14 protein-coding genes, 4 tRNA genes and 2 rRNA genes (1 of these 20 cut by a window edge) are annotated in these 18,834 nt (G+C 57.3%); all 20 read left to right on the forward strand.

What is annotated here, in order from left to right:
* Positions 1-1,392, forward strand: a 23S ribosomal RNA gene (locus tag LOY26_RS02215) (it extends 1,500 nt beyond the left edge of the window).
* Positions 1,393-1,525: 133 nt separating this feature from the next.
* Positions 1,526-1,641, forward strand: a 5S ribosomal RNA gene (gene rrf / locus LOY26_RS02220).
* Between the two features lie 154 nt (positions 1,642-1,795).
* Positions 1,796-2,755, forward strand: coding sequence for a bifunctional biotin--[acetyl-CoA-carboxylase] ligase/biotin operon repressor BirA (gene birA / locus LOY26_RS02225; RefSeq protein WP_047583918.1), 960 nt, complete (start codon positions 1,796-1,798; stop codon positions 2,753-2,755).
* Positions 2,745-3,494, forward strand: a complete 750-nt coding sequence (locus LOY26_RS02230; protein WP_033703503.1) for a pantothenate kinase — start codon at positions 2,745-2,747, stop codon at positions 3,492-3,494. Before birA ends, LOY26_RS02230 begins: the two co-directional genes overlap by 11 nt.
* A gap of 7 nt (positions 3,495-3,501) precedes the next feature.
* On the forward strand, positions 3,502-3,927 hold the full coding sequence (locus tag LOY26_RS02235) for a hypothetical protein (RefSeq protein ID WP_033703501.1): 426 nt from the start codon (positions 3,502-3,504) through the stop codon (positions 3,925-3,927).
* Between the two features lie 152 nt (positions 3,928-4,079).
* Positions 4,080-4,163 (forward strand) — tRNA-Tyr (locus LOY26_RS02240).
* A gap of 24 nt (positions 4,164-4,187) precedes the next feature.
* A tRNA-Gly gene (locus LOY26_RS02245) sits at positions 4,188-4,261 on the forward strand.
* A 29-nt stretch (positions 4,262-4,290) separates the two neighbouring features.
* Positions 4,291-4,366: transfer RNA gene (locus tag LOY26_RS02250), tRNA-Thr, on the forward strand.
* Positions 4,367-4,444: 78 nt separating this feature from the next.
* Positions 4,445-5,638, forward strand: coding sequence for an elongation factor Tu (tuf, locus tag LOY26_RS02255; protein WP_028614144.1), 1,194 nt, complete (start codon positions 4,445-4,447; stop codon positions 5,636-5,638).
* 54 nt (positions 5,639-5,692) lie between these two features.
* Positions 5,693-5,768: transfer RNA gene (locus LOY26_RS02260), tRNA-Trp, on the forward strand.
* Between the two features lie 44 nt (positions 5,769-5,812).
* Positions 5,813-6,181, forward strand: a complete 369-nt coding sequence (gene secE / locus LOY26_RS02265; protein ID WP_027595465.1) for a preprotein translocase subunit SecE — start codon at positions 5,813-5,815, stop codon at positions 6,179-6,181.
* Positions 6,182-6,190: 9 nt separating this feature from the next.
* Entirely contained in the window at positions 6,191-6,724 is a 534-nt protein-coding gene (gene nusG, locus LOY26_RS02270) for a transcription termination/antitermination protein NusG (RefSeq protein WP_003255501.1), read from the forward strand.
* Between the two features lie 119 nt (positions 6,725-6,843).
* Positions 6,844-7,275 (forward strand): 50S ribosomal protein L11, encoded by a 432-nt coding sequence (rplK, locus tag LOY26_RS02275; protein WP_028633698.1) that lies wholly within the window; start codon positions 6,844-6,846, stop codon positions 7,273-7,275.
* On the forward strand, positions 7,275-7,970 hold the full coding sequence (rplA, locus tag LOY26_RS02280) for a 50S ribosomal protein L1 (RefSeq protein WP_033703496.1): 696 nt from the start codon (positions 7,275-7,277) through the stop codon (positions 7,968-7,970). Before rplK ends, rplA begins: the two co-directional genes overlap by 1 nt.
* Positions 7,971-8,167: 197 nt before the next feature.
* The gene (gene rplJ / locus LOY26_RS02285) at positions 8,168-8,668 is read left to right on the forward strand and encodes a 50S ribosomal protein L10 (RefSeq protein ID WP_027595468.1); all 501 of its coding nucleotides are present in this window, start codon (positions 8,168-8,170) and stop codon (positions 8,666-8,668) included.
* 78 nt (positions 8,669-8,746) lie between these two features.
* Positions 8,747-9,112, forward strand: a complete 366-nt coding sequence (rplL, locus tag LOY26_RS02290) for a 50S ribosomal protein L7/L12 (protein WP_033703494.1) — start codon at positions 8,747-8,749, stop codon at positions 9,110-9,112.
* Between the two features lie 220 nt (positions 9,113-9,332).
* Complete coding sequence (gene rpoB, locus LOY26_RS02295) at positions 9,333-13,406, forward strand: DNA-directed RNA polymerase subunit beta (RefSeq protein ID WP_047583916.1); 4,074 nt, start codon at positions 9,333-9,335, stop codon at positions 13,404-13,406.
* Between the two features lie 64 nt (positions 13,407-13,470).
* Positions 13,471-17,670: a DNA-directed RNA polymerase subunit beta' gene (gene rpoC, locus LOY26_RS02300; RefSeq protein WP_033703491.1), complete on the forward strand. Its 4,200-nt coding sequence runs from the start codon at positions 13,471-13,473 to the stop codon at positions 17,668-17,670.
* Between the two features lie 211 nt (positions 17,671-17,881).
* Complete coding sequence (gene rpsL, locus LOY26_RS02305) at positions 17,882-18,253, forward strand: 30S ribosomal protein S12 (protein ID WP_003255492.1); 372 nt, start codon at positions 17,882-17,884, stop codon at positions 18,251-18,253.
* A 106-nt stretch (positions 18,254-18,359) separates the two neighbouring features.
* Positions 18,360-18,830, forward strand: coding sequence for a 30S ribosomal protein S7 (gene rpsG, locus LOY26_RS02310; RefSeq protein WP_008089143.1), 471 nt, complete (start codon positions 18,360-18,362; stop codon positions 18,828-18,830).
* The last annotated feature ends 4 nt before the right edge of the window (positions 18,831-18,834 follow it).

Here is an 18,834-nt window from a genome sequence, read left to right on the forward strand (position 1 = left end):
CCGAGAGCTGATGACGAGTTGCCTTTAGGCGACGAAGTGGTTGATGCCATGCTTCCAAGAAAAGCTCCTAAGCTTCAGATAACTGGGAACCGTACCCCAAACCGACACAGGTGGTTAGGTAGAGAATACCAAGGCGCTTGAGAGAACTCGGGTGAAGGAACTAGGCAAAATGGCACCGTAACTTCGGGAGAAGGTGCGCCGGCGAGGGTTAAGGACTTGCTCCGTAAGCCCATGCCGGTCGAAGATACCAGGCCGCTGCGACTGTTTATTAAAAACACAGCACTCTGCAAACACGAAAGTGGACGTATAGGGTGTGACGCCTGCCCGGTGCCGGAAGGTTAATTGATGGGGTTAGCGCAAGCGAAGCTCTTGATCGAAGCCCCGGTAAACGGCGGCCGTAACTATAACGGTCCTAAGGTAGCGAAATTCCTTGTCGGGTAAGTTCCGACCTGCACGAATGGCGTAACGATGGCGGCGCTGTCTCCACCCGAGACTCAGTGAAATTGAAATCGCTGTGAAGATGCAGTGTATCCGCGGCTAGACGGAAAGACCCCGTGAACCTTTACTATAGCTTTGCACTGGACTTTGAATTTGCTTGTGTAGGATAGGTGGGAGGCTTTGAAGTGGGGACGCCAGTTCTCATGGAGCCATCCTTGAAATACCACCCTGGCAACTTTGAGGTTCTAACTCAGGTCCGTTATCCGGATCGAGGACAGTGTATGGTGGGTAGTTTGACTGGGGCGGTCTCCTCCCAAAGAGTAACGGAGGAGTACGAAGGTGCGCTCAGACCGGTCGGAAATCGGTCGTAGAGTATAAAGGCAAAAGCGCGCTTGACTGCGAGACAAACACGTCGAGCAGGTACGAAAGTAGGTCTTAGTGATCCGGTGGTTCTGTATGGAAGGGCCATCGCTCAACGGATAAAAGGTACTCCGGGGATAACAGGCTGATACCGCCCAAGAGTTCATATCGACGGCGGTGTTTGGCACCTCGATGTCGGCTCATCACATCCTGGGGCTGAAGCCGGTCCCAAGGGTATGGCTGTTCGCCATTTAAAGTGGTACGCGAGCTGGGTTTAGAACGTCGTGAGACAGTTCGGTCCCTATCTGCCGTGGACGTTTGAGATTTGAGAGGGGCTGCTCCTAGTACGAGAGGACCGGAGTGGACGAACCTCTGGTGTTCCGGTTGTCACGCCAGTGGCATTGCCGGGTAGCTATGTTCGGAAGAGATAACCGCTGAAAGCATCTAAGCGGGAAACTTGCCTCAAGATGAGATCTCACTGGGATCTAGAATCCCCTAAAGGGCCGTCGAAGACTACGACGTTGATAGGTTGGGTGTGTAAGCGCTGTGAGGCGTTGAGCTAACCAATACTAATTGCCCGTGAGGCTTGACCATATAACACCCAAGCAATTTGCTCATGCAGATTGCGGTGGTGAAGACACACGAACCGAAAGTTCGAATGTACATCACAACATCACATATCCGAATTCGCTAGGCTGTCCATCTGGACATTCTGGCAACAGAATTTCTTGACGACCATAGAGCATTGGAACCACCTGATCCCATCCCGAACTCAGTAGTGAAACGATGCATCGCCGATGGTAGTGTGGGGTCTCCCCATGTGAGAGTAGGTCATCGTCAAGATTCATTTCGCAAAACCCCTATCTGCGCGAGCAGGTAGGGGTTTTGTCTTTGGGCTGGAAAACTCCCTGTTGGTAGCGTCTGCGGGCGGCCCTTTTCCTATGCAAGGCCACTACCCATAGCTATCATGCCAGCCTTATTCCAAGTCGAGACTGGCATGCTGAAGTTGTTGAATCTCCTCAAGGATGGCCGGTTCCATTCCGGAGAAGCCTTGGGGGCAGCCCTCGGGGTGAGTCGCAGCGCCGTTTGGAAGCAGCTGCAGCACCTGGAGACTGAGTTGAACCTCACCATTCACAAGGTTCGTGGCCGCGGCTACCAGTTAGCGGCGCCTCTGGCCCTGCTCGAAGCGAAGGCGATCGCCGAGTTTGCCGAGGGCGAGCAGTGGCCAGTTTTCATCCACGAAACCATTGATTCGACCAACGCCGAAGGGCTGCGGCTTGCGGGTGAGGGGCAGGCTGCTCCTTTTTTGGTACTGGCCGAGCGCCAGAATGCCGGGCGTGGCCGCCGTGGTCGTCAATGGGTAAGCCCCTTCGCAGAGAACCTCTATTACAGCCTCGTCTTGCGTGTCGAAGGTGGCATGCGCCAGCTCGAAGGGCTGAGCCTGGTGGTGGGGTTGGCGGTAATGCGTACGCTGCAAGGTTTCGGCGTAAAGGATGTGGGGCTTAAATGGCCCAATGATGTGCTTGTGCGTGGGCAGAAGATCACGGGCATCTTGCTTGAGCTGGTCGGCGACCCCGCAGACGTCTGTCACGTGGTGCTTGGTATTGGCATTAATGTGAACATGCAGACCAATGACCAGGTCGACCAGGCGTGGACCTCGATGCGACGTGAGGTTGGCGCCGCAATTGATCGCAATCACTTGGTGGCGATGCTCAGCCAGCAACTGCAACATGAATTGGCGCGTCACCGCCGCTATGGTTTTGCCGCATTCCAGGAGGAGTGGGAGCAAGCGCATCTATGGCAGGGGCGTAACGTATCGCTGGTTGCCGGCAGCACCCGGATCGATGGGGTGGTGCTTGGTGTGGACGGGCAGGGCGGCTTGCGCCTTGAGGTCGACGGTGTGGAAAAGAGCTTCAGCGGTGGTGAGCTCAGTTTGAGGTTGCGTGATGATTCTTGAGCTCGATTGCGGTAACAGCTTTATCAAGTGGCGGGTCATTCATGCTGGCGACGCTACGATCGTGGGCGGCGGTATTGTCGATTCGGACCAGTCGCTGGTGGCCGAGGTCAGTACCTTGGCGTCGCTGCGTTTGTCGGGTTGCCGTATTGTCAGTGTGCGCAGCGAGGAAGAAACTGCTGCACTTTGTGCACTGATCGGCCAGGCATTCCGTGTGGTGGCGCAAGTCGCAGAGCCTGCGCAGCAAGCAGCTGGGGTGCGTAACGGCTATGAAGACTATCAACGCCTGGGCATGGATCGCTGGCTCGCAGCGTTGGGTGCGTTTCACCTGGCCAAGGGTGCTTGCCTGGTGATCGACCTGGGGACCGCTGCCAAGGCTGACTTCATCGCCGCCGATGGCGAGCACCTGGGTGGTTATATCTGTCCGGGGATGCCGTTGATGCGTAGTCAGTTGCGTACACATACCCGGCGTATCCGCTATGACGATGCTTCGGCAGCGCGTGCATTGACCAGCCTTGCCCCGGGGCGCTCAACCGTCGAGGCTGTGGAGCGTGGTTGTGTATTAATGCTGCAAGGCTTTGCTCGGACTCAGCTCGAACAGGCGCGTGCGCTGTGGGGGGAGGATTTTACCGTGTTCCTTACCGGCGGGGATGCGCCGTTGGTGCGTGAAGCTGCGCCGCAGGCGCGGGTAGTCCCTGACCTGGTATTCGTTGGCCTGGCAATGGCCTGCCCATTGGACTGAGGTGCTTATGCGTTGGTTGTTTCTGCTGTTGCTGGTGCTCAACGTCTTCTATTACGTCTGGCATCAACAGGAAGCCCCGCTCAAGGTCAAGGATGTCGCCCCGCTATCGTTGTACAAAGGTAACCAACAAGAGATCCGCCTGCTGCGTGAAACAGGCGTGTCCACACCGGCCCGACGTCGCGATGAGTGCCTGGTTGTCGGTGGCCTGGCGGGTAAAGAGCAGCTTGATGCACTGCGTCAGCGCTTGCTGAGCCTGGATATCAATGCATTGCCTGTGTCGGGTCAGCTGCCGGGGGCCGATGGTCTCTGGCTTAAGGTTTCCCCGGAAAGCGAGCGGTTGCTGGACCAAACCGTACTCGCCGCACTTTCCAGTGATTTCAAAGACTTAAAACATAAAATTATTTTCTGCCAGGGTATTGCAACTGGCGAATAGCTTGATAGAATGGCGCCCGCTTCACAGGGAACACCACTCAGGTGGCGGAACTGGAAGCGGTGTCAACGTAGCTAAGTTTCAGATTTGATTGAAAAAATTTGAAAAATAGCTTGACACTAGGGCGGCAGCCAAATAAAATGCCGGCCACATCTGGAGGGATTCCCGAGCGGTCAAAGGGGACGGACTGTAAATCCGTTGCGAGAGCTTCGAAGGTTCGAATCCTTCTCCCTCCACCAGTTTTAGCGAGAGCCGCAAGCTCCGCGGGTATAGTTTAGTGGTAGAACCTCAGCCTTCCAAGCTGATGATGCGGGTTCGATTCCCGCTACCCGCTCCAAGTTTGCTGGGTTTTGCGCAAAGTGTTTCGCTCTTGTAGCTCAGTTGGTAGAGCACACCCTTGGTAAGGGTGAGGTCAGCGGTTCAAGTCCGCTCAAGAGCTCCATATAAACAAGGCAGATATGAAAATATCTGCCTTTGTTTTATCAGCGTAAGACTATTTCTTCTGCGGAGGATTGTATCGATGGCTAAGGAAAAGTTTGATCGTTCCCTACCACACGTGAACGTTGGCACTATCGGCCACGTTGACCATGGTAAAACCACTCTGACTGCAGCTCTGACTCGCGTCTGCTCCGAAGTTTTCGGTTCGGCAGTCGTTGAGTTCGATAAGATCGACTCGGCTCCAGAAGAAAAAGCGCGCGGTATCACCATCAACACCGCTCATGTCGAGTACAACTCGAACATTCGTCACTATGCTCACGTCGACTGCCCAGGTCACGCTGACTACGTGAAGAACATGATCACCGGTGCTGCCCAGATGGACGGCGCGATCCTGGTTTGCTCGGCCGCTGATGGCCCGATGCCACAAACCCGTGAGCACATCCTGCTGTCCCGTCAGGTTGGCGTTCCGTACATCGTGGTCTTCCTGAACAAGGCTGACCTGGTAGACGACGCTGAGCTGCTGGAACTGGTCGAGATGGAAGTTCGCGACCTGCTGTCCACCTATGACTTCCCAGGCGACGACACTCCGATCATCATCGGTTCGGCTCGTATGGCGCTGGAAGGCAAAGACGACAACGAGATGGGCACCACTGCCGTCAAGAAGCTGGTTGAAACTCTGGACAGCTACATCCCAGAGCCAGAGCGTGCTATCGACAAGCCGTTCCTGATGCCAATCGAAGACGTATTCTCGATCTCGGGTCGTGGTACCGTTGTTACCGGTCGTATCGAGCGTGGTATCGTCCGCGTTCAGGATCCGCTGGAAATCGTTGGTCTGCGTGACACCACCACCACCACCTGCACCGGTGTTGAGATGTTCCGCAAGCTGCTGGACGAAGGTCGTGCTGGCGAGAACTGCGGCGTTCTGCTGCGTGGTACCAAGCGTGACGACGTTGAGCGTGGCCAGGTTCTGGTCAAGCCAGGTTCGGTCAAGCCGCACACCAAGTTCACCGCAGAAGTCTACGTCCTGTCGAAGGAAGAAGGCGGCCGTCACACTCCGTTCTTCAAAGGCTACCGTCCTCAGTTCTACTTCCGTACCACTGACGTGACCGGTAACTGCGAACTGCCGGAAGGCGTTGAAATGGTAATGCCAGGTGACAACATTCAGATGACTGTCACGCTGATCAAGACCATCGCAATGGAAGACGGTCTGCGCTTCGCTATCCGTGAAGGCGGTCGTACCGTCGGCGCCGGCGTCGTAGCAAAAATTATCGAATAAGTAGTTGATTTACTTGATCAGGCCGGTATAATGGCCGGCCTGATACAGCGTTACAGGTCAGTAGCTCAATTGGCAGAGCGACGGTCTCCAAAACCGTAGGTTGGGGGTTCGATTCCCTCCTGACCTGCCATTCACCTCGGTGTGATTGGCTTTCTTCTCACAGGATCCTCCCCGATGACTCCCAAAACTGAAGCCCAAGAATCGCGTTTTGATCTGTTCAAGTGGCTGGCTGTAGTTGCTTTGGTGGTTGTTGGCGTCGTGGGTAATCAATATTACTCCGCCTCCCCAATCCTGTATCGCGTCCTTGCATTGCTCGCCCTGGCTGCGGCTGCTGGCTTTGTTGCCCTGCAGACTGCGAAGGGTAAGTCGTTCTTTGCGTTGGCGAAGGAAGCTCGTACCGAGATCCGTAAAGTCGTGTGGCCGACCCGCCAAGAAACCACTCAGACCACGCTGATTGTCGTGGCTGTAGTTCTGGTTATGGCGCTGCTGTTGTGGGGTCTTGATTCCCTGCTCGGCTGGGCGGTCTCCTTGATTGTTGGCTAAGGGTGTCCCGTGGCTAAGCGTTGGTACGTAGTGCATGCTTACTCGGGTTACGAGAAGCATGTGATGCGCTCGCTGATCGAGCGCGTCAAGCTGGCTGGCATGGAAGACGGTTTCGGCGAAATTCTGGTTCCGACCGAAGAAGTCGTTGAAATGCGTAACGGCCAGAAGCGCAAGAGTGAGCGCAAATTCTTCCCTGGCTATGTACTGGTCCAGATGGAGATGAACGAAGGGACTTGGCACTTGGTCAAGGATACCCCTCGTGTGATGGGCTTCATCGGTGGTACCGCAGACAAGCCTGCGCCAATCACTGATAAAGAAGCTGAGGCTATCCTGCGTCGCGTTGCCGACGGTAGCGACAAGCCGAAGCCGAAGACGCTGTTCGAACCAGGTGAAGTGGTTCGAGTCATTGACGGTCCGTTCGCAGACTTCAATGGCAGTGTCGAAGAGGTTAACTACGAAAAGAGTCGCCTCCAGGTGGCGGTGCTCATTTTCGGTCGCTCTACCCCGGTAGAGCTCGAGTTCAGCCAGGTCGAAAAGGTCTAGGCGGACGAAGCATCCCATACCCCGCAGCCCTGTGTGCTGCGGGGTTTTGTCGTCACTGGGATAAAACGCAAGTCATCCGGGGAGCCTTCTGGCGTTCGTACCCGATTTTGGAGTAGCTCATGGCTAAGAAGATTCAGGCTTACATCAAGCTGCAAGTTAAGGCCGGCCAGGCCAACCCAAGCCCACCCGTTGGTCCAGCACTGGGCCAACACGGTGTGAACATCATGGAATTCTGCAAGGCCTTCAACGCCCGTACTCAGGGTCAAGAAGCCGGCCTGCCGACTCCTGTGATCATCACTGTCTACAGCGACCGTAGCTTCACTTTCGAGACCAAGAGCACCCCTGCCTCGGTTCTGCTGAAGAAAGCTGCTGGCCTGACCAGTGGTTCGGCTCGTCCGAACACCGTCAAAGTTGGTACCGTGACCCGTGCTCAGCTCGAAGAGATCGCCAAGACCAAACAGGCTGATCTGACCTCTGCTGACCTGGACGCTGCTGTGCGCACCATCGCTGGCTCTGCCCGCAGCATGGGCCTGAACGTGGAGGGTGTGTAATGGCTAAGCTGACCAAGCGCCAAAAGGCTATTGCTTCGAAAATCGAAGCTGGCAAAGTCTACAACTTCGAAGAAGCAGCCGTGCTGCTGGCCGAACTGTCCACCGTGAAGTTCAGCGAATCCTTCGACGTTGCTGTCAACCTCGGCGTTGACCCGCGTAAATCCGACCAGGTCGTTCGTAGCGCTACTGTGCTGCCACACGGCACTGGCAAGACCGTACGCGTTGCCGTCTTCACCCAGGGTCCAGCTGCTGAGGCCGCTCTGGCTGCCGGCGCTGACCGTGTAGGTATGGACGATCTGGCTGCTGAAATGAAAGCCGGCGACCTGAACTATGACGTTGTTATCGCATCGCCTGATGCCATGCGCGTTGTAGGTCAGCTGGGTCAGGTTCTGGGTCCTCGCGGCCTGATGCCTAACCCGAAAGTTGGTACTGTGACTCCAGACGTAGCCGGCGCTGTCAAAAACGCCAAGGCTGGTCAGGTTCGCTACCGTACCGACAAGAACGGTATCATTCACACCTCCGTTGGCAAAGTCGGCTTCGAAGCCGTCAAGCTGAAGGAAAACGTTGAAGCCCTGATCGCTGATCTGAAGCGTATCAAGCCAGCTTCTTCGAAAGGTATTTACGTCAAGCGCGTTACCCTGAGCACTACCATGGGCCCAGGCCTGGTCATCGACCAAGGTTCGCTGAACGCGTAAGACCATGGCGGCACGACGTGTCGTGCTGCCAGCAAAAATTGGGGTCCCTGCCTGGCGGGGGCTATCCAAGACCGTAGGCGACGCAAGTCTTAAACCACCAGCCTACGCAGATGGTGCTCCCGATTCGTTATCGAATCAGACACCAAAACGACATCCGGCTTCGGCCAGATGAAACGGTAGAAACCAGGAGTAAACCCGTGGCAATTAAACTCGAAGACAAGAAGGCCATCGTCGCTGAAGTCAACGAGGCTGCCAAAGTCGCTCTGTCCGCTGTCGTGGCTGATGCCCGTGGTGTGACTGTAGGCGCAATGACCGGACTCCGTAAAGAGGCTCGTGAAGCTGGCGTTTACGTACGTGTCGTACGTAACACCCTGCTCAAGCGCGCTGTTGCTGATACTGAATTCAGTGTCCTCAACGACGCCTTCACTGGCCCGACCCTGATCGCTTTCTCCAACGAACACCCGGGCGCTGCTGCTCGTCTGTTCAAAGAGTTCGCCAAGGGTCAGGACAAGTTCGAGATCAAGGCAGCTGCGTTTGACGGCAAGTTCATTGCCGCCAACCAGATCGATGTACTGGCTACCTTGCCGACCCGTGACGAAGCTATCGCACGTCTGATGAGCGTGATTCAAGGCGCTACCAGCAAGCTGGCTCGTACTCTGGCGGCCGTTCGCGACCAGAAAGAAGCTGCTGCTGCCTAAGGCGGCGTAACCTCTTTCAAAATCATTTGTTTAATTTGATGGCTGCGAAGGCTGTCACCCCAATACAGGATTTAAGTCATGTCCCTGACTAACGAGCAAATCATCGAAGCAATCGGCCAGAAAACCGTTCTGGAAGTTGTTGAGCTGATCAAAGCTATGGAAGAAACCTTCGGCGTTACCGCTGCTGTTGCCGCTGCTGGCCCAGCTGCTGCTGCTGCCGTTGTTGAAGAGCAAACCGAATTCAACGTTGTTCTGCTTGAAGCCGGTGAGAAGAAAGTAAACGTGATCAAGGCCGTTCGTGAACTGACCGGTCTGGGCCTGAAAGAAGCCAAAGAGAAAGTCGACGGCGCTCCTCAGGTCGTAGCTGAAGGCGTTTCGAAAGAAGCCGCTGAAGACGCTAAGAAGAAGCTGGAAGAAGCAGGCGCTAAAGTCGAGCTGAAGTAATTTCGACTTTGCGATGCCAGCCTGAGCGTTGAGCACAAGGCTGATGGCTGGTGGCTTATGCCACCGGCCTTTTTCCGTTATTGGTGGCCGATCAGATCGGCCCCGATAGCGAGCTGCAAGACACCCATGTGGGTGGCGCAAACCAAGGGGTTTGCACGATTTTCTGGCTGCTCCCGCCGGGAGAAGCCAAACAAGCAGGTGACCAAGCTGGGGAACGCTGATGGCTTACTCATACACTGAGAAAAAACGTATCCGCAAGGACTTTAGCAAGTTGCCGGACGTCATGGATGTGCCTTACCTCCTGGCCATCCAGCTGGATTCGTATCGCGAATTCCTGCAAGCGGGAGCATCCAAGGATCAGTTCCGCGACGTCGGCCTGCACGCGGCCTTCAAATCGGTATTCCCGATCATCAGCTACTCCGGCAATGCTGCCCTGGAGTACGTAGGCTATCGCCTGGGCGAACCCGCCTTCGATGTGAAGGAATGTGTCCTGCGTGGCGTGACCTTCGCGGTCCCACTGCGGGTCAAGGTGCGCCTGATCATCTTCGACAAGGAATCGTCGAACAAAGCGATCAAGGACATCAAAGAGCAAGAAGTCTACATGGGTGAAATCCCCCTGATGACTGAGAACGGTACCTTCGTAATCAACGGTACCGAGCGTGTGATCGTTTCCCAGCTGCACCGTTCGCCTGGTGTGTTCTTCGACCACGACCGTGGCAAGACGCACAGCTCCGGCAAGCTGCTGTACTCCGCTCGCATCATTCCTTACCGTGGTTCCTGGCTGGACTTCGAGTTCGACCCGAAGGACTGCGTATTCGTGCGTATCGACCGTCGCCGCAAACTGCCGGCATCGGTACTGCTGCGTGCGCTGGGTTACAGCACCGAAGAGGTTCTGAACACCTTCTACACCACCAACGTGTTCCACGTTTCCGGCGAAAAACTGAGCCTGGAACTGGTACCGCAGCGTCTGCGTGGTGAAGTCGCGGTCATGGACATCCATGACGAAACCGGCAAGGTCATTGTCGAGCAGGGTCGCCGTATCACTGCGCGCCACATCAACCAGCTCGAGAAAGCCGGCGTCAAGCAGCTCGACGTTCCTATGGAATACGTCCTGGGTCGCACCACTGCCAAGGCTATCGTGCATCCGGCTACCGGCGAGATCCTCGCCGAGTGCAACACCGAGATGACCACCGAGCTGCTGATCAAGGTCGCCAAGGCGCAGGTTGTCCGTATCGAGACCCTGTACACCAACGACATCGATTGCGGTCCGTTCATCTCCGACACCCTGAAGATCGACACCACCAGCAACCAGCTGGAAGCCTTGGTCGAAATCTATCGCATGATGCGTCCAGGCGAGCCGCCAACCAAGGATGCTGCCGAGACCCTGTTCAACAACCTGTTCTTCAGCGCCGAGCGTTACGACCTGTCCGCCGTAGGCCGCATGAAGTTCAACCGTCGTATCGGTCGTACCGAGATCGAAGGTTCGGGCGTGCTGAGCAAGGAAGACATCGTCGAGGTCCTCAAGACCCTGGTCGACATCCGTAACGGCAAAGGTATCGTCGACGACATCGACCACCTGGGTAACCGTCGCGTTCGTTGCGTTGGCGAGATGGCCGAGAACCAGTTCCGTGTTGGCCTGGTGCGCGTCGAGCGTGCGGTCAAGGAACGTCTGTCGATGGCTGAAAGCGAAGGCCTGATGCCGCAAGACCTGATCAACGCCAAGCCGGTAGCGGCGGCGGTGAAAGAGTTCTTCGGTTCCAGCCAGCTGTCGCAGTTCATGGACCAGAACAACCCGCTCTCCGAGATCACCCACAAGCGCCGTGTTTCTGCACTCGGCCCTGGCGGTCTGACCCGTGAGCGTGCTGGCTTCGAAGTCCGTGACGTACACCCGACCCACTACGGCCGCGTGTGCCCGATCGAGACCCCTGAAGGTCCGAACATCGGTCTGATCAACTCCCTGGCGGCCTATGCCCGCACCAACCAGTACGGCTTCCTGGAAAGCCCGTACCGCGTGGTGAAGGAAGGCGTGGTCAGCGACGACATCGTGTTCCTGTCGGCCATTGAAGAAGCGGATCACGTCATCGCCCAGGCTTCGGCCGCGATGAACGAGAAGAAGCAACTGATCGATGAGCTGGTAGCGGTTCGTCACCTGAACGAATTCACCGTCAAGGCGCCGGAAGACGTCACCTTGATGGACGTTTCGCCGAAGCAGGTTGTCTCGGTCGCAGCGTCGCTGATTCCGTTCCTCGAACACGACGACGCCAACCGTGCACTGATGGGTTCGAACATGCAGCGTCAGGCTGTACCGACCCTGCGCGCTGACAAGCCGCTGGTAGGTACCGGCATGGAGCGCAACGTTGCCCGTGACTCCGGCGTCTGCGTCGTAGCCCGTCGTGGCGGCGTGATCGACTCGGTCGATGCCAGCCGTATCGTCGTGCGTGTTGCCGATGACGAAGTCGAGACCGGTGAAGCAGGTGTAGATATCTACAACCTGACCAAGTACACCCGCTCCAACCAGAACACCTGCATCAACCAGCGTCCGCTGGTCAGCAAAGGTGATGTGGTCAAGCGTCACGACATCATGGCCGACGGTCCGTCCACCGATATGGGTGAACTGGCACTGGGTCAGAACATGCGCATCGCGTTCATGGCGTGGAACGGCTTCAACTTCGAAGACTCCATCTGCCTGTCCGAGCGTGTGGTTCAGGAAGACCGCTTCACCACGATCCACATCCAGGAACTGACCTGTGTGGCGCGTGACACCAAGCTTGGCCCAGAGGAAATCACCGCAGACATCCCGAACGTGGGTGAAGCTGCGCTGAACAAGCTGGACGAAGCCGGTATCGTCTACGTGGGTGCCGAAGTCGGCGCTGGCGACATCCTGGTCGGCAAGGTCACTCCGAAAGGCGAGACCCAGCTGACTCCGGAAGAGAAGCTGCTGCGCGCAATCTTCGGCGAGAAGGCAAGCGACGTCAAAGACACCTCCCTGCGTGTGCCAACCGGCACCAAAGGTACTGTCATCGACGTTCAGGTCTTCACCCGTGACGGCGTTGAGCGCGACAGCCGCGCCCTGGCCATCGAGAAGATGCAGCTGGACGAGATCCGCAAGGACCTCAACGAAGAGTTCCGCATCGTCGAAGGTGCAACCTTCGAGCGTCTGCGTTCCGCCCTGAACGGCCAAGTGGTCGACGGTGGTGCGGGCCTGAAGAAAGGCACCGTGATCGCTGACGAAGTACTGGACGGTCTGGAGCACGGCCAGTGGTTCAAACTGCGCATGGCCGAAGATGCTCTGAACGAGCAGCTGGAAAAAGCCCAGGCTTACATCGTCGATCGCCGTCGTCTGCTGGATGACAAGTTCGAAGACAAGAAGCGCAAGCTGCAGCAAGGCGATGACCTGGCACCGGGCGTACTGAAGATCGTCAAGGTCTACCTGGCTATCCGCCGCCGCATCCAGCCGGGCGACAAGATGGCTGGTCGTCACGGTAACAAAGGTGTGGTCTCGGTGATCATGCCGGTCGAAGACATGCCGCACGACGCCAACGGTACTCCGGTCGACGTCGTACTGAACCCGCTGGGCGTACCTTCGCGTATGAACGTCGGTCAGATCCTTGAAACCCACCTGGGCCTCGCGGCCAAAGGCCTGGGCGAGAAGATCGACCGGATGATCGAAGAGCAACGCAAAGCTGCTGAGCTGCGCGTGTTCCTTACCGAGATCTACAACGAGATCGGCGGTCGTCAGGAAAGCCTGGAAGAGTTCACCGACGAAGAGATCCTCGCCCTGGCGCACAACTTGAAGAAGGGCGTGCCTATGGCTACCCCGGTCTTCGACGGTGCCAAGGAAAGCGAGATCAAGGCCATGCTGAAACTGGCAGACATGCCAGAAAGCGGCCAGATGGTGCTGTTCGACGGCCGTACCGGCAACAAATTCGAGCGTCCTGTGACCGTTGGTTACATGTACATGCTCAAGCTGAACCACTTGGTGGACGACAAGATGCACGCGCGTTCCACTGGTTCCTATAGCCTGGTTACTCAGCAGCCGCTGGGTGGTAAGGCGCAGTTCGGTGGTCAGCGTTTCGGGGAGATGGAAGTGTGGGCGCTGGAAGCATACGGCGCGGCATACACCCTGCAAGAAATGCTCACAGTGAAGTCGGACGACGTGAACGGCCGTACCAAGATGTACAAGAACATCGTGGATGGCGATCACCGTATGGAGCCGGGCATGCCCGAGTCCTTCAACGTGTTGATCAAAGAGATCCGTTCGCTCGGTATCGATATCGATCTGGAAACCGAATAACACGTGACGCGAAGGGGAGCGGGGCTGGCACAGCCCGCTTCCTGCTCCGCCAGGAGGAAAGGCCTTGAAAGACCTACTGAATTTGCTGAAAAACCAGGGTCAAGTCGAAGAGTTCGACGCCATCCGCATCGGTCTGGCGTCGCCTGAAATGATCCGTTCGTGGTCGTTCGGTGAAGTTAAGAAGCCGGAAACCATCAACTACCGTACGTTCAAGCCTGAGCGTGACGGCCTGTTCTGCGCCAAGATCTTTGGCCCAGTCAAGGACTACGAGTGCCTGTGCGGCAAGTACAAGCGCCTCAAGCACCGCGGTGTGATCTGCGAGAAGTGCGGCGTTGAAGTTGCCCTGGCCAAGGTTCGTCGTGAGCGCATGGCGCACATCGAACTGGCCTCGCCGGTTGCCCACATCTGGTTCCTGAAGTCGCTGCCGTCCCGTATCGGTTTGCTGATGGACATGACCCTGCGTGATATCGAACGCGTTCTCTACTTCGAGAGCTACGTCGTTATCGACCCAGGCATGACCACCCTGGAAAAGGGTCAGCTGCTGAACGACGAGCAGTACTTCGAAGCGCTGGAAGAGTTCGGTGACGACTTCGACGCCCGCATGGGTGCCGAGGCTGTCCGCGAGCTGCTGCACGCTATCGACCTGGAGCACGAGATTGGCCGCCTGCGCGAAGAGATTCCGCAGACCAACTCGGAAACCAAGATCAAGAAGCTGTCCAAGCGCCTGAAGCTGATGGAAGCTTTCCAGGGTTCGGGTAACCTGCCTGAGTGGATGGTCCTGACCGTCCTGCCAGTACTGCCGCCGGACCTGCGTCCGCTGGTTCCGCTGGATGGCGGCCGCTTTGCGACCTCCGACCTGAACGACCTGTATCGTCGGGTGATCAACCGTAACAACCGTCTGAAGCGCCTGCTCGATCTGTCGGCGCCGGACATCATCGTGCGCAACGAAAAGCGCATGCTGCAGGAAGCGGTCGACGCCCTGCTGGACAACGGCCGTCGCGGTCGCGCCATCACTGGCTCGAACAAGCGTCCGCTGAAGTCCCTGGCTGACATGATCAAAGGTAAGCAAGGTCGTTTCCGTCAGAACTTGCTCGGTAAGCGTGTGGACTACTCCGGCCGTTCGGTAATTACCGTTGGCCCGACCCTGCGTCTGCACCAGTGCGGTCTGCCGAAGAAGATGGCCCTCGAGCTGTTCAAGCCGTTCATTTTCGGCAAGCTGGAAATGCGTGGTCTGGCGACCACCATCAAGGCTGCCAAGAAGATGGTCGAGCGCGAGCTGCCAGAGGTATGGGACGTGCTCGCCGAGGTCATCCGCGAACACCCCGTGCTGCTCAACCGTGCACCGACCCTTCACCGTCTGGGTATCCAGGCGTTCGAGCCTGTGCTCATCGAAGGTAAGGCGATCCAGCTGCACCCGTTGGTCTGTGCGGCGTACAACGCCGACTTCGACGGTGACCAGATGGCCGTTCACGTGCCGCTGACGCTGGAAGCCCAGCTCGAAGCGCGCGCGCTGATGATGTCGACCAACAACATTCTGTCGCCAGCCAACGGTGAGCCAATCATCGTTCCGTCGCAGGACGTTGTACTGGGTCTGTACTACATGACCCGTGAAGCCATCAACGCCAAGGGCGAAGGTCGCGTATTCGCCGACCTGCAGGAAGTCGACCGCGTATTCCGCGCCGGCGAAGCTGCCCTGCACGCGAAAATCAAGGTCCGTATCAACGAGACCGTGAATGACCGCGATGGTAGCGTCACCAAGAACACCCGTATCGTCGACACCACTGTCGGCCGTGCGCTGCTGTTCCAGGTTGTGCCGGCAGGTCTGCCGTACGACGTGGTCAACCAGCCGATGAAGAAGAAGGCGATCTCCAAGCTGATCAACCAGTGCTACCGCGTGGTTGGTCTGAAAGAGACCGTTATCTTCGCTGACCAGCTGATGTACACCGGTTTTGCCTACTCGACCATTTCCGGCGTTTCGATCGGTGTTAACGACTTCGTTATCCCGGACGAAAAAGCCCGCATCATCGGTACCGCTACCGACGAAGTGAAGGAAATCGAGAGCCAGTACGCCTCCGGCCTGGTAACCCAGGGCGAGAAGTACAACAAGGTCATCGACTTGTGGTCCAAGGCGAACGACGAAGTGTCCAAGGCGATGATGGCCAACCTCTCGAAAGAGAAAGTCATCGACCGCGAAGGCAACGAAGTCGAGCAAGAGTCCTTCAACTCGATGTACATGATGGCTGACTCCGGTGCGCGGGGTTCCGCTGCACAGATCCGTCAGCTGGCAGGTATGCGTGGTCTGATGGCCAAGCCGGACGGCTCGATCATCGAGACGCCGATCACCGCGAACTTCCGTGAAGGTCTGAGCGTACTGCAGTACTTCATCTCGACTCACGGTGCTCGTAAGGGTCTGGCGGATACCGCACTGAAGACTGCGAACTCCGGTTACCTGACTCGTCGTCTGGTAGACGTTGCGCAGGATCTGGTCGTGACCGAGATCGACTGTGGCACCGACCACGGTTTGCTGATGACGCCGCACATCGAAGGCGGTGACGTTGTCGAGCCGCTGGGTGAGCGCGTATTGGGCCGTGTCATTGCCCGTGACGTGTTCAAGCCAGGCACCGAGGACGTCATCGTTCCGGCCGGTACCTTGGTCGACGAGCAGTGGGTCGAGTTCATCGAGCTGAACAGCATCGATGAAGTTATCGTGCGTTCGCCGATCAACTGCGAAACTCGCTACGGCATCTGCGCCAAGTGCTACGGTCGTGACCTGGCTCGCGGTCACCAGGTCAACATCGGTGAAGCTGTCGGCGTTATCGCTGCACAGTCGATCGGTGAGCCGGGTACCCAGCTGACCATGCGTACGTTCCACATCGGTGGTGCTGCAAGCCGGACCTCGGCTGCCGACAGCGTCCAGGTGAAGAACGGCGGTATGGTGCGTCTGCACAACCTGAAGCATGTCGTGCGCGCCGATGGCAACCTGGTTGCCGTATCGCGTTCCGGCGAGCTGGCCATTGCCGATGAATTCGGTCGTGAGCGTGAGCGTTACAAGCTGCCTTACGGTGCGGTGATTTCGGTCAAGGAAGGTGACAAGGTCGAAGCTGGCGCCATCGTCGCCAAGTGGGACCCGCACACCCACCCGATCGTTACCGAGCTGAAAGGTACCGTGACCTTCGTGGGCATGGAAGAAAACATCACCATCAAGCGTCAGACCGACGAATTGACGGGTTTGACCAACATCGAAGTTCTGGACGTCAAGGATCGCCCTGCCGCAGGCAAGGAAATCCGTCCGGCAATCAAGATGGTCGATGCCAACGGCAAGGACCTGTACCTGCCAGGTACCGACGTACCGGCTCAGTACTTCCTGCCGGCCAACGCCCTCGTCGGCGTGGCTGACGGTGCTCAGATCGGTGTGGGTGACGTTATCGCGCGTATCCCGCAAGAAACGTCGAAAACCCGTGACATCACCGGTGGTCTGCCACGCGTCGCCGACTTGTTCGAAGCGCGCCGTCCGAAAGAAGCCTCGATTCTGGCTGAAGTCAGCGGCACCATCGCGTTCGGTAAAGAGACCAAGGGCAAGCGTCGTCTGGTCATTACTCCGACCGACGGTAGCGATCCGTACGAAGAGTTGATTCCGAAGTGGCGCCACCTGAACGTCTTCGAAGGCGAACAGGTAAACCGCGGCGAAGTTATCTCCGACGGCCCGAGCGATCCGCACGACATCCTGCGTCTGCTGGGTGTGAGCGCGCTGGCGAAGTACATCGTCAACGAGATTCAGGACGTTTACCGTCTGCAAGGCGTTAAGATCAACGACAAGCACATCGAGACCATCCTGCGTCAGATGCTGCGTAAGGTCGAGATTGCCGAGTCGGGTGATTCCAGCTTCATCAAGGGCGACCAGATGGAACTGACTCACGTACTGGTCGAGAACGAGCGTCTGGCCAGCGAAGACAAGTTCATCTCGAAGTTCTCGCGCGTGCTGCTGGGTATCACCAAGGCGTCGCTGTCGACCGAATCGTTCATTTCCGCGGCTTCCTTCCAGGAAACCACCCGCGTATTGACCGAAGCGGCCGTCACCGGCAAGCGCGATTACCTGCGCGGCCTGAAAGAGAACGTGGTCGTGGGTCGTCTGATCCCGGCCGGTACCGGTCTGGCCTACCACAGCGAGCGCAAGCGTCGCCGTGAAGCCGACAAACCGCTGCGTGTGAGCGCCAGTGAGGTTGAAGCCGCACTGACCGAAGCGCTGAATTCCAGCGGTAACTGAGTACAGGGCAGGGCCCCGGCAAGCCCCGAACGGCCGTCGGCGACATAAATTGTTGCCGATGACCGGGCGGGGATGGCCGGGGCCTCGTCTTGACTGGGTGCAAGATCCTCCGTAGACTTTTGTACCCTTAAATTTGGTGAGGCTCCGTCTCGCCAATTTTTGGCTTTCTTGCAAGACAATAGAGTCGCAAGACAATCAGTGGAGCTAGTAGATGGCAACTATCAACCAGCTGGTACGTCAGCCGCGTAAGCGTTCGGTCGAGAAGTCCGACGTTCCTGCGCTGCAGAACTGCCCGCAACGTCGTGGCGTGTGCACCCGCGTGTACACCACCACGCCGAAAAAACCTAACTCGGCACTGCGTAAAGTTTGCCGTGTTCGCCTGACCAACGGTTTCGAGGTTTCCTCGTACATCGGCGGTGAAGGCCACAACCTGCAAGAGCACAGCGTCGTCCTGATCCGTGGCGGCCGTGTAAAAGACTTGCCAGGTGTTCGTTACCACACCGTTCGCGGCTCTCTGGATACTTCGGGCGTTAAAGGCCGTAACCAGGGTCGTTCGAAGTACGGTACCAAGCGACCGAAGTAATCGGCCGTTTGCACACATCCATTTTTTTGAGTCGATAAGAGTAAGGTCGGGCAGGGGTCGCAGACCCACGTCCCGGGCTAACCTGAAGACCGTTTGAGGGCTTATCATGCCAAGACGTCGTGTAGCAGCAAAACGTGAGATTCTGGACGATCCTAAATACGGATCCCAAATCCTCGCCAAGTTCATGAACCACGTGATGGAAAGCGGCAAAAAGGCCGTGGCCGAGCGCATCGTTTACGGTGCACTGGACAAGGTCAAAGAGCGCAAGAACAGCGACCCCCTGGAAATCTTCGAGAAAGCTCTCGACGCCATCGCTCCGCTGGTCGAAGTAAAGTCCCGTCGTGTCGGCGGTGCCACTTACCAGGTCCCGGTTGAAGTTCGTCCATCCCGTCGTAATGCTCTGGCAATGCGCTGGCTCGTAGACTACGCCCGCAAGCGCGGCGAGAAGTCGATGGCTCTGCGCCTGGCTGGCGAGCTGCTGGATGCTGCTGAAGGCAAAGGTGCTGCAGTCAAGAAGCGTGAAGACGTTCACCGTATGGCCGAAGCCAACAAAGCGTTCTCGCACTACCGCTTCTAATTCA

Origin of the sequence: Pseudomonas sp. B21-047 (assembly GCF_024748775.1) — a bacterium.
GTDB classification, from domain to species: Bacteria; Pseudomonadota; Gammaproteobacteria; order Pseudomonadales; family Pseudomonadaceae; genus Aquipseudomonas; species Aquipseudomonas capeferrum.

Bases quoted from the DNA above. Each gene is read 5' to 3' on its own strand.
- birA (WP_047583918.1), top strand. From the start codon at position 1,796: ATGCTGAAGTTGTTGAATCTCCTCAAGGATGGCCGGTTCCATTCCGGA.
- LOY26_RS02230 (WP_033703503.1), top strand. From the start codon at position 2,745: ATGATTCTTGAGCTCGATTGCGGTAACAGCTTTATCAAGTGGCGGGTC.
- LOY26_RS02235 (WP_033703501.1), top strand. From the start codon at position 3,502: ATGCGTTGGTTGTTTCTGCTGTTGCTGGTGCTCAACGTCTTCTATTAC.
- tuf (WP_028614144.1), top strand. From the start codon at position 4,445: ATGGCTAAGGAAAAGTTTGATCGTTCCCTACCACACGTGAACGTTGGC.
- secE (WP_027595465.1), top strand. From the start codon at position 5,813: ATGACTCCCAAAACTGAAGCCCAAGAATCGCGTTTTGATCTGTTCAAG.
- rplK (WP_028633698.1), top strand. From the start codon at position 6,844: ATGGCTAAGAAGATTCAGGCTTACATCAAGCTGCAAGTTAAGGCCGGC.
- rplA (WP_033703496.1), top strand. From the start codon at position 7,275: ATGGCTAAGCTGACCAAGCGCCAAAAGGCTATTGCTTCGAAAATCGAA.
- rplL (WP_033703494.1), top strand. From the start codon at position 8,747: ATGTCCCTGACTAACGAGCAAATCATCGAAGCAATCGGCCAGAAAACC.
- rpoB (WP_047583916.1), top strand. From the start codon at position 9,333: ATGGCTTACTCATACACTGAGAAAAAACGTATCCGCAAGGACTTTAGC.
- rpsL (WP_003255492.1), top strand. From the start codon at position 17,882: ATGGCAACTATCAACCAGCTGGTACGTCAGCCGCGTAAGCGTTCGGTC.
- rpsG (WP_008089143.1), top strand. From the start codon at position 18,360: ATGCCAAGACGTCGTGTAGCAGCAAAACGTGAGATTCTGGACGATCCT.